The organism is Mycobacterium intermedium (genome assembly GCF_002086275.1).
In the GTDB taxonomy this organism is placed as follows: Bacteria; Actinomycetota; Actinomycetes; order Mycobacteriales; family Mycobacteriaceae; genus Mycobacterium; species Mycobacterium intermedium.
Window position 1 is genome coordinate 61,779 of record NZ_MVHT01000021.1, and the last position, 12,424, is coordinate 74,202.

Consider the following 12,424-nt stretch of genomic DNA (forward strand, 5'->3'; position numbering starts at 1 on the left):
CGAACCCCCTCAACGAGAACCAGAAAGAGAGCACGATGTCCCAGCCACGGCGCCATGCCAATGCCGAGTTCTTTGGGCGGCCACTGTGATTGCCGGTACCGTCAGCCCGATCGTCCGCGTTGCCATCCTCGCGGATAGCCGCCTGACGGAGATAGCCCTGCCCGCGGAACTGCCGTTGCGCGAAATCTTGCCCGCGGTACAGCGTTTGGTCATTCCTTCGGGCCAGGACGCCGACGGCGAGGCTGATTCCGGTGCGCCGGTGCAGCTGAGCCTGGCGCCCATCGGTGGGGCACCGTTCAGCCTGGACGCCAGCCTGGACACGGTCGGCGTCGTCGACGGTGACCTGCTTGCGTTGCAACCCGTGCCGCAGGGTCCGGCCGCCCCGGGGATCGTCGAGGACATCGCGGACGCCGCCGCAATCTTCTCGACCTCACGGCTAAACCCATGGGGCACAGAGCAGATCCAGCGCGGTGCGCTGGCGGCCACGATCGGGGTCGCTCTGGTGGCCACCGGCCTGGGCGCCGCCTACCGGGCGGCCACCGGTGCGCTGGCCGGACTGTTGGCCGTCGGCGGGATCGCGTTGGTCGTCGCGCTGGCCGGTCTTTTGATCGTGGGCCGTTCGGCGCGTGCGGGTGCCGCATTGTCGGTCGCGGCGCTGGGGCCGATCGCGGCCGCCCTGGCTTTGGCCGTGCCCGGACAGTTCGGGCCCGCCCAGGTGTTGCTGGCTGCCGCCGGTGTCGCCGCATGGTCGCTGATCGTCCTGCTGATCCCGAGTGCTGAACGCGAGCGCATTGTCGCGTTCTTCACCGCATCGGCAGTCGTCGGCGCCGGGGTGGCACTGGCCGCCGGCGCGCTATTGCTCTGGCAGTTCCCGATTTCCACCATCGGCGCCGCGCTGATCGTCGCCGCGCTGTTGGTCACCATCGAGGCGGCTCAACTCTCCGCGCTGTGGGCCCGCTTCCCGTTGCCGGTCATCCCGGCCCCGGGCGACCCCACCCCTTCGGCGCCATCGTTGCGGGTACTCGAGGACCTGCCGCGGCGAGTGCGCATCAGCGACGCGCACCAAAGCGGTTTCATCGCCGCGGCCGTGCTGCTCAGTGCGCTCGGTTCGGTCGCTGTCGCGTTGCGGCCGGAGGCGGTGAGCGTCGCGGGTTGGTACGTGGTGGCTGCCACCGCGGCCGCGGCCACGCTGCGCGCCCGGGTGTGGGATTCCGCCGCGGCTAAGGCCTGGCTGCTGGCTCAGCCTTATCTGGTGGCCGGCACCCTGCTGGTGATCTACGGCGCGACAGGGCGTTTCGCGGCCGCCTTCGGCGCCGCGCTGGTGCTGGCACTGCTCGTGCTGGTGTGGGTCGTGGTGGCGCTGAACCCGCGAATCGCCTCGCCGGAGAGCTATTCGCTGCCGCTGCGCCGTCTGCTGGGCTTCCTCGCGTCCGGCATCGACGCGTCGCTGATCCCCGTCTTGGCCTACCTGGTCGGACTGTTCGCCTGGGTGCTCAATCGATGACCCGACGCGGATTAGCCTGCCTCGCCGCCACATTCGCGGCGGTGATGTGGACCTGTCCGTCAGCGCTGGCCATCAACAAACCCGAGGTGGACCCGGCCGTGCCGCCGCCTCCCGGCGCTCCCGGGCCCATCCAGCCGATGGAGCAACGCGGTGCGTGCAGCGTCACCGGCCTCATCCCCGGCACCGACACCAGCGCGCCGACGGCCAGCCAAGCCGTGCTGAATCTGCCTGCGGCATGGCAGTTTTCCCGCGGCGAAGGTCAGCTGGTGGCGGTCATCGACACCGGGGTGCGGCCGGGTCCCCGGTTGCCCAACGTCGAACCCGGCGGTGACTTCGTCGAAACCACCGACGGGCTCAGCGATTGCGACGGACACGGCACCTTGGTGGCCGGGATCATCGCCGGTCAGCCTGGTGACGACGGTTTCTCCGGGGTAGCCCCGGCCGCGCGGGTGCTGTCCATCAGGGTCACCTCGGCCAAGTTTTCGCCGCGCACCCCGGGTGGCGATCCGACGATCGCGCGAGCGTCTTTGGACATCGCTGCACTGGCGCGCGCGATCGTGCACGCGGCAGACCTGGGCGCGCGGGTGATCAACATCTCCGCCATCACCTGTCTGCCCGCCGACCGTCCGGTCGACCAGGCGGCGCTGGGTGCGGCAATCCGCTACGCGGCGGTGGAAAAGGACGTGGTGATCGTGGCCGCTGCCGGCAACAGCGGGACTACCGGTTCGGCCGCCGGCGGATCGTCCTGTGATTCCAACCCGCTCACCGACCTGAGTCACCCGGATGACCCGCGCAACTGGGCGGGCGTCACCTCGATTTCGATCCCGTCGTGGTGGCAGCCCTACGTGTTGTCGGTCGCGTCCGTGACCCCGGAGGGGCAGCCTTCCAAGTTCACCATGGCCGGACCATGGGTCGGCATCGCGGCACCCGGCGAGAAGATCCTTTCGGTGGGCAACGGAGACGGGGGCGGTCTGGCCAACGGCCTGCCCGACGACCACGGGCAACTCGTCACGCTGAATGGCACCAGCTACGCGTCCGGCTACGTCTCGGGCGTGGCCGCGCTGTTGCGCAGCAGATATCCGGAGCTATCCGCGACCGAGGTGGTCAACCGCCTCACCACCACCGCGCATGACGGCGCGCGGGCGCCGTCCAATGTGGTCGGTGCCGGCCACGTCGACGCGGTGGCCGCATTGACCTGGGAACTGCCGACCAACGCGCCCGACGCCACGACGGTAAAGCCGGTCGCCGTCCCGCCGCCACCGGCGCCAAAAGACACCACGCCGCGAAACATCGCGTTCGCCGGAGCGGCGACGCTGGCTTTGCTGGTAGCGATCACCGCGGCGACTGTCGCGATAACGCGCAGACGAAAGGAACTTCTCCCGTGAGCGTGACTAGATCAATCCCTGTACCCGGCAGCGGGCGCATCACTTTGGGGCTGCTGGCCGTGGTGCCCGCAGTCCTTGCCTACCCGTGGCAGTCGACCCGCGAGCGCTGGGTGCTGGGCGTCGCGCTGGCGCTGGTGATCCTGCTGTTCGGGTGGTGGCGTGGACTCCACTTCACCACGATTCTTCGGCGCCGGGTGGCGATCCTGGGACGCCGGTCCGGCCCGAAGCCCGAGGCCGGAATCGACACGCGCACCACGGCACTGCTGCGAATCGGCGCCCCCGCTTCCAACGGGGACGTGCTGCCGTTGCCGCTCATCGCCCGGTACCTGGATCGCTACGGCGTGCGCGCCGACGCGATACGAATCACCAACCGCGACACCGCATCCGGTGACCGGGAGACATGGGTCGGGTTGATCGTCTCGGCTGCCGACAACTTGGCGGCGCTGCAGGCGCGCTCGTCCCAGATCCCACTGCACGAGACCGCTCAGGTGGCGGCCCGCCGGCTAGCCGATCATTTGCGTGAAAACGGCTGGGAGGCAAGCACTGTCGGAGCAGACGAGGTGCCGGAGCTGATCGCGCCGGATGCGCGGGAAACCTGGTCTGCGGTACGCCACAGCGACTCGGATTACGTTGCGGCGTATCGGGTCAGCGTGGATTCCGGCCTGGCGGAGAGGTTGACCGCGATCCGCTCGCATCCGGCACGCGAAACCTGGACCGCGTTGGAGATCGGCAGCGCGTCCGGCCGGGGAAGTCAACTCACCGTCGCCGCAGCGTGCGCCTTCCGCACCGATGAACGGCCGGGTGGTGGGGCGCCGGTGGGCGGGCTGACGCTGCAACGCGGTAGTCAGTTACCGGCCCTGCTGGCGTTGGATCCGCTGTCGACCCAGCGACTCGATGGGCACACCAACGGGTTCGGGGATCTGCTCAACCAGTTGGTGTGGCCCGCTCCTGCCGCGGGGAACCACCGTGGTGCGCCCAGCGAGGCCGCCACCGAGGTCATTCGAACATGAAGCCCTGCAGGAACGGGCTTATCCGGCGCAGGTAGTCCAGCTGGCTGACGTGTAGAACGTGGTTGCCCGGGAACCAGTGCAGCGCGCACCGGTCCCAGTGCTCCCACAGCATGACGGCGTGTTCCGGCGGAGCCATGCGGTCGCCCAGACCGGTAATGATCATCCGTCGGTCCTTGGATAGCAGCGGCTGATAGGTCAGCGGGCAGTGGTAGGCCATCCCGGCGTTCAGCTCGTCCCGGCTGATGCTGGTGAGCTTGAGCCCCAGTCCAACCAGTGCGCTGGCCGGGAACCATTCCTCGAACAGCAGTGCCGGCCGCACGACGGGGCAGTTGGGTATCACCGCTTCCAGCCGGTCCTCGACGGCGGCCAGCAACGCCGACGTGTAGCCGCCCAGCGAGATGCCGGTCAGTGCGATGCGCTCGACTCCGGTTTGGCGCAGATAGTCCACGACGGAGCGAAAGTCGTACACGGCCTGGGCCATCGCCTCAGCGAATCCACTCAACCCGTGGGCGAAGTAACCGAACCCGCTGAACGGTGAATGCCGTTCGGCGCGCTTGCCGTGAAACGGCAACGTGTACAGCAAGACGTCGTAGCCGGACCGGTAGTACCACGGCAGCGACAAGAACATGCCGTTGAGCAAGTAGGACGAGCCCATGAAGCCGTGGATGACACACAGGGTGGGGCGCGGACCGTCGTCATGGCGCCAGTGCTGCGCGTGCACGATGTTGTTGGCGGACAACGAACCCCACTGCTTGCGCATGGTGGGGTTCATGGCGCGGAAGCTGCTTTCGAACGAGATGTTGTCGACGGTGCCGTGCACCACCCACTCCGCCAGCGCGCTGGCCCGGCGGGAGACCACTCTGGGTGGTTGGGTGGGCGCTGGGAACGACTTCGTCGGGTCGCGCTCGGTCGCCAGCTCGGCGTAGAAGTCGAGGCTGCTGCGCTCGCTCACGGAATTCCTGCGGCGCAAAGTATTGACCACCACCGCCGGTGCCACCGTCACCGACAACAGGGACGAGGCGGCGGTGCGCAGTGCGACGTCGCCGAGCGCTGAGGCCTCGACCACCGCGGGTTGGCGCAGCGACAGGTCGGAGAGTGGAGGCAGTCCCTCGGCGCCGGCATCGGCGCCCGACACATCCGGGATGGGAAGGGGTGGGTCGATGGGATCCTGTTGTGGCCCCATCGAGGTTCCGGCCACCTCGTCGGGCGGTGTTTCGGCGGCCAACGATTTATCGGGCATCTCGCCGATGGTAGCCCGCTGGTGCCGCCGATGGTTGCTGGATTCGATAGAATTCGACGCTTTGGTCAATTTGGAATGGCGGTTCTGCGCGCCTTACCACCATCTCCAGTAATAGGTTTGTCCTTAGCACCTATGGGCATTGGTGTTGATCAGGAGGACCGATATGTGGGATCCCGACGTCTACCTGGCTTTCGCGGATCACCGCAGCCGCCCGTTTTACGACTTGATCTCGCGGGTCGGCGCGGAGCGGGCACGCCGGGTGGTGGACTTGGGCTGCGGTCCCGGACATCTGACCAAGACCCTGCTGAAGCGCTGGCCGGGCGCGACGATCGAGGCGATCGACAACTCGCCGGAGATGGTGGCCGCCGCCCGCGAGCGGGGGATCGACGCCAGCACCGGCGACCTGCGCAACTGGGTTCCCCGGCCGGACACCGACGTCGTGGTCAGCAACGCGGCGCTGCACTGGGTGCCCGAGCACTCCGACCTGCTGCTGCGCTGGGTGGATCAGCTGGGGCCGAGCTCGTGGCTGGCGGTGCAGATGCCGGGTAACTTCGAGACCCCCTCGCACGCCGCGGTGCGCGCGCTCGCACGCCGCGAACCTTACGCAAAGATAATGCGGGACATACCGTTTCGTGCGGGCGCGGTGGTGCACTCGCCGAGTCACTATGCGAACCTGCTGTTGGACGCGGGCTGCAAGGTGGACGTCTGGGAGACGACGTATCTGCACCAGCTGACCGGCGAACATCCGGTGCTCGACTGGATCACCGGCACCGTGCTGGTCCCAGTACGCGAGCGCCTCGACGATGAGACCTGGGAGCAGTTTCGTCGGGAGCTCATCCCGCTGCTGGACGATGCTTATCCACCCCGCGCCGACGGCATCACCATCTTCCCGTTCCGCAGGGTGTTCATCGTCGCCGAAGTCGGTGGCGCGCGCCGCTCACGGGCCTAGACCGGGTGTGACCTCTTCCTCGATGCCGCGGTCGTGCGCGATCGCCGACCGGCTGGTAGGGGCGGTGCGGTGAATCTTCAAATAGGTCTCGGTATAGCGCTGCGAGATGCGGGTGCCGGCGAAGTCCGACGGTATGACGTCGTTGGTGCGCTGGCGCCAATCATGTAGTCGGAAAGCAAGATCCGCTGCGATCGCATCCACGGGGTCGCCGGGGGGAGCGCCCGCCAGCAGGTTGTTGGATTCGGTGGGGTCGGCAGTCAGGTCGTAGAGTTCGCGTTCCGGCCGCGGCGTCTTGACCAACGGGGCGACGGCCACCCCGGACGGGCTTTCCTCGATGTCCCAAGGCAGGTCCAGCAGCGGCCGCGGCACATAGTTCTCGATGTAGCTGTACTCCTTGGTGCGGATCGCCCTGATCGGATCGAACGAGTCGTGATAGGTCTTCGTGGTGTACACGTGGTCGCGAACCGGTTTGTCGCGGGGATCCGGCCTGAGCAGGGCCGCCGCGTGGGACAGGCCGTCGACATCGGCCGGGATGTCGAGACCCAGCAGGCCCAGGATCGTGGGCAGCAGGTCGACCCCGCTGAACAGCTCGTCGTACACCCGGGGACGCACCGCCCGCCCGGTGGGTGGTCGGACGATCATCGCAATCCCGGTTCCCGCGTCGTAGAGCGTGGACTTCGCCCGCGGGAATGCCGCTCCGTGGTCGGTGAAAAACACCACCCACGTGCTGGCGTCCAGTCCCGTCTCGGCGAGGGTGTCCAGCAGGTCGCCGACGGCGGTGTCCGCCTTGGTGATGGAGCCGTAAAAATCTGCCAGATCCTGACGTACCTCGGGGGTGTCGGGCAGGTAGTCGGGCACCTGGACGGTCGCGCTGTCGGCCGGTTCGTAGCGGTCATGGGGGTAGGGCCGGTGGGTCTCGAAAAACCCGGCGGTCAGCAGGAACGGTTGGCCGGCCAGGGCAGGGACGCTGTGGTGCAACCATTCGCGAGACTTCTCGACGACGTACTCGCAGTAGGAGTTCGACACGTCGAACTCGTCGAAGCCCAACCGCGTCGGAAAAGACGTCTCGTGCTGCATTCCGAAAAGAGCTGAGTACCAACCCGATTCGCCCAGTATCTGCGGCAGGGTGCGGACACCGGGCCGGTATTCCCAGCCGTGGTGCGCCAGGCCGACCAGGCCGTTGCCCTGCGGGTAGCGACCGGTGAACAGCGAGCCGCGGGACGGCGAGCACAGGGGAGCGGTGGCGTGCGCCCGAGTGAACAGAATGCCTTCGGCGGCAAGCTGGTCCAGTCGCGGGCTCACGACGTCGTCATGGCCGTAGACGTGCAGGTAGCGCCCCAGGTCGTGCCAGTGCACGATCAAGACGTTGTCGTGCCCGAGGTCACTGGTCATGAAAAGTCACCCCTCCAGGTTCGCTCGCCGCGGCTACGGTACCCGCTCAACCCATTGATTCTCTGAGACGAACTCCGGCAACGGCCGCGCCACGGTCCAGCCGTCCAGCTCCAGCTGAGGCCGTTCGGGAAACTCTGGTACCGGGCCGAGGCACAGAATGGCCACCGGTTCGGCGTCGTCGGGGATCTGCAGCAACGACGCCAGCCGCGCCGGATCGAACAGCGAAACCCAACCCATTCCGAGGCCCTCGGAGCGAGCGGCCAGCCACAGGTTCTGGATAGCGCAGCACACGGACGCGAAATCCATCTGCGGAAGCGTGCGCCGCCCGAAGATGTGCTCGTCGCGGTTGTCGCACAGTGCGACCACGAGCAGTTCCGCGCAATCCAGGATGCCCTCGACCTTGAGGGCCAGAAACTCGTCGCCGCGTGGGCCCAGAGCCTGCGCGGTCAGCGCCCGTTCCTCGTCGACGAGCGCGTGGATGCTGCGCCTCAGCTCACGGTCGGTGATCCGGATGAACCGCCACGGCTGCATCAACCCGACACTGGGCGCGGCGTGCGCGGCCTGCAGGAGTCGCGTCAGCACCTCGTCGGGCACCACACCGCCGGGCGCGAAGCGGCGCATGTCACGACGCTCCGAGATCGCGCGGTAAACCGCCTGACGCTCCGCTGCGGTGAACGCGTAGTCGGGCACCGGCCCATCGTAAGAAGCGGGCACGCGCGCTCGAGTCAGGGACCGGTCAGGGGCTATAGGTAGCGCCAACCGCGCGGAAGACGTACTCGGGCGGCACATCGAAGGCGAGCGAGCGCAGCGGCAGCCGGGCCAGCACGTCCTCGGGGATGTCGGTCTTGAAGTGCAGGGAGAGGTGACCGTGAAACTTCGGGTCCACCTTGCCCACATCCAGTTCGATCTGCAGACCGTTCGGTCCGATCTCGGCCGTGGCGGCACCGGTCTGCGGCGCGTCCCACGCGACATCGATCACCCGGCCGGCCAGCTTGGGTAACGACGACAACGTGCCGACCACTCGTTCCGATGTGAGGGCCAGCGAACCCGCGTAGCTGGCGACGCTGTGCGCCGCGCGCAACCCCGGGATGGCACCGCTGAATCGCCTGGTTACGGCGACGTACTCGGCGAGAAACAGGATGCCTTCCGCTTCGAGTTGAGCCCGGAAATCCTCCGGCAGCTTGCCGATGCCGAACAGCTTGCGCAGAAACACCGCCATGAGGCCAGTATGGGGCCGTCGGATAGGTGACGCATTAGTGCTGGTATCCGTGGAGGCATGCGTCCCCCGCGGTGGTCAGTGCTGTTGGCCACGGCGTTGGCGGTGGCGGCGGGCGTGCTCTACGTCGTGTTGTGGGTGGGGCACCGACAGGACTGGGGTTGGCTGCACACGTTCGATTGGTGGCTGTTGAACCCGGCCTATGGCATAGGGATCAAGCACGTGGCCTGGGTGCGGTTCTGGGATGCCGTGTCCTTCGTCCTGGGGCCGGTGCCGATTCGGATTTTGGGCGCGGTGGCCGCGGCGGTCGCGTTGGTGAAGCGCCAGGTTCGAATCGGGTTGCTGCTGCTGTGCTGCGCGACCCTGAACGGTCTGGTGACACTTGCGGCCAAGGGTCTGGCCGATCGCCCGCGACCAGCAACCGCGCTGGTTCATGCGAGCTCCACGTCGTTTCCCTCGGGACACGCGCTGGAGGCGATGGCCGCCGTGCTGGCCGTGTTGACGGTCCTGTTGCCGGTGGTGCGACGCCGGGCGATGCGGGTCGCTGCCGTAGTGCTGGCCGCGCTGAGCGTGATCACCGTCGGCGTCGCCCGCGTCGCACTGAATGTGCACCATCCGTCGGACGTGATCGCCGGGTGGGCATTGGGCTACCTGTACTTCCTGCTGTGCCTGTGGCTAATTCGGCCGTTACCACTAAGGCGCGCGGAGCCGGGCCGGTTGGTCACAACGCGGTGACTCAACCGGAGCTAAACCTTTACTTGACCTAAGGATTCGGCCCGCCTGACCATTTAAGTCATGCGCCGAATGGGAGCCTTCCTTTGTGCTGCGGTGTGCCTGGTCGGCCTGGCTGTAGCCCTGCCGCCGATGACGCTCGCGGCGGGCAACCCGTGGTTCGCCAACTCGGTTGGCAATGCAACACAGGTGGTTTCGGTCGTGTCGACCGGTGGATCGAACGCGAAGATGGACGTCTACCAACGCACCGCCGCGGGCTGGCAACCATTGGAAACCGGTATCCCGACCCATGTCGGTTCGGCGGGGATGGCGCCGCAGGCCAAGAGCGGGTATCCGGCCACGCCGATGGGCGTGTACAGCCTCGACTCTGCATTCGGTACCGCGCCGAATCCCGGTGGTGGCCTGCCGTATACACAGGTCGGACCAAATCATTGGTGGAGCGGCGACGACAGCAGCCCCACCTTCAACACCATGCAGGTATGCGAAAAGTCCAAGTGTCCGTTCAATTTGGCGGAAAGCGAGAACCTGCAAATCCCGCAGTACAAGCATGCGGTGGTGATGGGCGTCAACAAGAACAAGGTCCCGGGCGGGGGTGCCGCCTTCTTCTTTCACACCACCGACGGTGGCCCCACCGCAGGGTGTGTCGCCATCGACGACGCCACCCTGGTGCAGATCATCCGCTGGCTGCGGCCGGGTGCGGTGATCGCAATCGCTAAGTAGCGTCGGCCTGCTCGCCGGCCTCGTTGCCGGCGATGGCGCGCCCGGGTGTCAACTTGAAGTCGAGCGCCTTGAGCGACATCGTCGCCTCGTAGGTTCGGTCATAGCCGGTGGCGCTGATTTTCCAACCGTTTTCGGTGCGTCGGTACTGGTCCCGGTAGAAGGCGGCACCGATGAGCATGAAGTCGTACTCGGCGACGATGACGCGATCCTGCAGGTACCACACGCCGGTAGCGGTGTCGCCGGTCACCGTGATCTCCGGGTGGGTCACCCGGTGTTCGGTCACCACGCTCGCGGGCATCGCGGAGCGCATGAAGTCGACCAGTTCGGTGCGGTTGGTGAAGTGCAGTTCCTTGCCGAGCGATGAGCCGTAGTCGCCCTTTATGTCCTCGGTCAGGGTGTCGGCGAAGTCGTCCCAGTGCTTGGTGTCCAGCGCGCGCAGGTAGCGGTATTTGACTTGTTGGATCGCGGCAATGTCTTTGGCTGCGTCAGCGTCGTGTGCAAGGCCCATCAGGCCATTGCAGCACATCGCCTCGTGAGTAGCTTTGGACGGGCTGGGGTTGTTCAGTTCGAGCCGCGGCGTTCGCTGCCCCTCACGACGGTCTGATCCGCCAGCTGCTGTCAAGGTGCCGGGTATACCGTTTCGGTGACGACACGACATCGACCGGATACCAATAAGGTTGTGAACTAACGGCATACGCGGCGCCCGCGGCTATGGTTAACGCTGGCTGGACGCCCATGCAGGACACCACCTATCGCCGAAAGTCTTCGTTCTATGTATGACCCGCTCGGCTTGTCGATCGGGGCCACTAACCTGGTCGCGGCGTGCAACGGTAAAACACCGGTGACGCGCCGCACTGTGTTGACCCTGTATCCGCACTGCGCGCCGAAAGTCGGTACGCCGGAACAAGATCCGGAACTGACCGAACCCGGCACGTTGATGGGCGGTTTCGTGGAACGGCTCGGAGATCGGGTTCCGCTGGTGTCGCCCGACGGTTCGACGCACGATCCGGCCCTGCTGATGGTTGAGGCCTTGGATGCGATGGTATCCACCGTCGGTGTGGATGCCAGTTCGGCCGAGATTTCCATTGCCGTTCCGGCGTATTGGAACGCCAGAACCGCCCAGGCGCTGCGCAACGGCCTGCGGACGCACATTGGATTCGTGCGCAGCGGCATGGCGCCTCGACTCGTCCCGGATACCGTTGCGGCCCTGACGGCGGTGAATTCCGAACTGGGCATGCCCGATGGAAAAGCGGTGGCGCTGCTCGATTTCGGTGGCTCCGGCACGTACGTCACGTTGTTGGAGACCGAGTCGGACTTCACGCCGATCAGCGCCACCATGCGGTACCAAGATTTTTCCGGTGCCGAGATTGACCAGGCACTGCTACAGTTCGTCATTGACGAACTCGGCCACGACGATATCGACCCCGACGACACGGCCGCGCTCGCTCAGCTCGGGTTACTGCGAGAACAGTGCCGCGTCGCCAAGGAACTGTTGTCCGTCGACACGACAACCCAATTGTTGGCCGAGCTGAGAGGCTCGAGCGCCGTCATCGAACTGAGCCGCGACAAACTCGAGGACCTGTTCCATGACCGTCTGACTGCCTTCATCTACGCGTTCGACGACATGCTGGCACGCAGCAACTCGACCTGGACGGACCTCGCTGCGCTGGTGACGGTCGGTGGCGGCGCGAACATTCCGCTTATCACCGAACGTCTTTCGGTCCACACCCGGTTGCCCGTCCTCACCCCCGCCGAACCGGCGTGCGCGGCGGCGACGGGCGCGTTGCTGCTCTCCACCCGCGGCAAGGAGGTGGATTTCCGGACCCGGATGTCCCTGGGGCTGGTTTCGGCACATGCCGGCAGTCACGCAGGCACCGGCCTGATCGAACTGCCGGCCGGCGACGTGATGGTGATCGACTGCGACGCGATGACTGATCGTGAGCTCGCCTGGTCGCAGACCGAATTCACGGGTGACCTCCCGGTCCGGTTCCGCGGCGATGCCTTCAACGAAGAGGGCCCCTGCTGGTCGATGCGGCTGAACGTGATCGACCGGCCCAAAGACCCGCCGTGGCGGCGCTTCCGGGTATCGCAACTGCTGATCGGGCTGTGCGCCGCGGTGGCGGTAACCGCCATCGGCGGTGTGGCAGTCACGTTGACCACCACCGAACAGCACCGGAGTCCGCGACACCACCCGATCGTTCCCAGCGGTTGCCGATGCAGGTCGACAATCGAGCCGTCGGCGACTTCGACGACGGCCAGCGTGGCGCTGTCGGCCT

Annotated in this window: 12 protein-coding genes; 7 read left to right on the forward strand and 5 right to left on the reverse strand. The window is 66.7% G+C overall.

Going from position 1 to position 12,424, the window contains the following annotated elements; translation table 11 throughout:
* The first annotated feature begins 88 nt into the window (after positions 1–88).
* The 3 genes from eccD to eccE are packed head-to-tail and all read left to right on the forward strand — an operon-like array spanning position 89 to position 3,899.
* A complete protein-coding gene (gene eccD, locus BST27_RS10230) occupies positions 89–1,504 on the forward strand; it encodes a type VII secretion integral membrane protein EccD (RefSeq protein ID WP_139805091.1) in 1,416 nt (471 codons plus the stop codon).
* On the forward strand, positions 1,501–2,889 hold the full coding sequence (mycP, locus tag BST27_RS10235; RefSeq protein ID WP_069421260.1) for a type VII secretion-associated serine protease mycosin: 1,389 nt from the start codon (positions 1,501–1,503) through the stop codon (positions 2,887–2,889). Before eccD ends, mycP begins: the two co-directional genes overlap by 4 nt.
* The gene (gene eccE / locus BST27_RS10240) at positions 2,886–3,899 is read left to right on the forward strand and encodes a type VII secretion protein EccE (protein WP_069421261.1); all 1,014 of its coding nucleotides are present in this window, start codon (positions 2,886–2,888) and stop codon (positions 3,897–3,899) included. The genes mycP and eccE overlap by 4 nt, the downstream gene beginning before the upstream one ends.
* Here eccE and BST27_RS10245 read toward each other — a convergent pair.
* Complete coding sequence (locus BST27_RS10245) at positions 3,886–5,082, reverse strand: alpha/beta hydrolase family protein (protein ID WP_083148457.1); 1,197 nt, start codon at positions 5,080–5,082, stop codon at positions 3,886–3,888. The genes eccE and BST27_RS10245 overlap by 14 nt on opposite strands.
* 220 nt (positions 5,083–5,302) lie before the next feature.
* On the opposite strand from BST27_RS10245, the gene BST27_RS10250 reads away from it, so the two are divergent.
* Positions 5,303–6,088 carry a trans-aconitate 2-methyltransferase gene (locus tag BST27_RS10250; protein ID WP_069421262.1) on the forward strand — a complete coding sequence of 262 codons (786 nt, stop codon included), beginning with the start codon at positions 5,303–5,305 and terminating at the stop codon, positions 6,086–6,088.
* Here the strand turns inward: BST27_RS10250 and BST27_RS10255 are convergent.
* Genes BST27_RS10255 through BST27_RS10265 form a run of 3 tightly spaced genes read right to left on the reverse strand, consistent with a single transcriptional unit; the run spans position 6,077 to position 8,699 of the window.
* Entirely contained in the window at positions 6,077–7,480 is a 1,404-nt protein-coding gene (locus tag BST27_RS10255) for a sulfatase family protein (RefSeq protein ID WP_069421263.1), read from the reverse strand. The genes BST27_RS10250 and BST27_RS10255 overlap by 12 nt on opposite strands.
* A gap of 33 nt (positions 7,481–7,513) precedes the next feature.
* Positions 7,514–8,170 carry a 5,6-dimethylbenzimidazole synthase gene (bluB, locus tag BST27_RS10260; RefSeq protein WP_069421264.1) on the reverse strand — a complete coding sequence of 219 codons (657 nt, stop codon included), beginning with the start codon at positions 8,168–8,170 and terminating at the stop codon, positions 7,514–7,516.
* 46 nt (positions 8,171–8,216) lie between these two features.
* Positions 8,217–8,699 carry a hypothetical protein gene (locus BST27_RS10265; RefSeq protein WP_069421265.1) on the reverse strand — a complete coding sequence of 161 codons (483 nt, stop codon included), beginning with the start codon at positions 8,697–8,699 and terminating at the stop codon, positions 8,217–8,219.
* Between the two features lie 57 nt (positions 8,700–8,756).
* Between BST27_RS10265 and BST27_RS10270 the strand changes: the two genes are divergently transcribed.
* Together BST27_RS10270 and BST27_RS10275 are read left to right on the forward strand one after the other, a co-directional pair.
* A complete protein-coding gene (locus tag BST27_RS10270; protein ID WP_069421266.1) occupies positions 8,757–9,431 on the forward strand; it encodes a phosphatase PAP2 family protein in 675 nt (224 codons plus the stop codon).
* Between the two features lie 60 nt (positions 9,432–9,491).
* Positions 9,492–10,148, forward strand: a complete 657-nt coding sequence (locus BST27_RS10275; protein WP_069421267.1) for a L,D-transpeptidase family protein — start codon at positions 9,492–9,494, stop codon at positions 10,146–10,148.
* On the opposite strand, the gene BST27_RS10280 is transcribed toward BST27_RS10275, so the two are convergent.
* On the reverse strand, positions 10,141–10,674 hold the full coding sequence (locus BST27_RS10280) for a nuclear transport factor 2 family protein (RefSeq protein WP_069421268.1): 534 nt from the start codon (positions 10,672–10,674) through the stop codon (positions 10,141–10,143). The genes BST27_RS10275 and BST27_RS10280 overlap by 8 nt on opposite strands.
* A gap of 246 nt (positions 10,675–10,920) precedes the next feature.
* On the opposite strand from BST27_RS10280, the gene BST27_RS10285 reads away from it, so the two are divergent.
* On the forward strand, positions 10,921–12,424 hold a 1,504-nt coding region (locus tag BST27_RS10285; protein WP_083148455.1), incomplete at its 3' end, for an Hsp70 family protein.

Excerpts from the sequence above, each read along its gene's own strand:
- BST27_RS10270 (WP_069421266.1), top strand. The coding sequence starts at position 8,757 with ATGCGTCCCCCGCGGTGGTCAGTGCTGTTGGCCACGGCGTTGGCGGTG.
- BST27_RS10245 (WP_083148457.1), bottom strand. The coding sequence starts at position 5,082 with ATGGGGCCACAACAGGATCCCATCGACCCACCCCTTCCCATCCCGGAT.
- BST27_RS10280 (WP_069421268.1), bottom strand. The coding sequence starts at position 10,674 with ATGTGCTGCAATGGCCTGATGGGCCTTGCACACGACGCTGACGCAGCC.
- mycP (WP_069421260.1), top strand. The coding sequence starts at position 1,501 with ATGACCCGACGCGGATTAGCCTGCCTCGCCGCCACATTCGCGGCGGTG.
- BST27_RS10265 (WP_069421265.1), bottom strand. The coding sequence starts at position 8,699 with ATGGCGGTGTTTCTGCGCAAGCTGTTCGGCATCGGCAAGCTGCCGGAG.
- BST27_RS10250 (WP_069421262.1), top strand. The coding sequence starts at position 5,303 with ATGTGGGATCCCGACGTCTACCTGGCTTTCGCGGATCACCGCAGCCGC.
- BST27_RS10275 (WP_069421267.1), top strand. The coding sequence starts at position 9,492 with ATGCGCCGAATGGGAGCCTTCCTTTGTGCTGCGGTGTGCCTGGTCGGC.
- BST27_RS10255 (WP_069421263.1), bottom strand. The coding sequence starts at position 7,480 with ATGACCAGTGACCTCGGGCACGACAACGTCTTGATCGTGCACTGGCAC.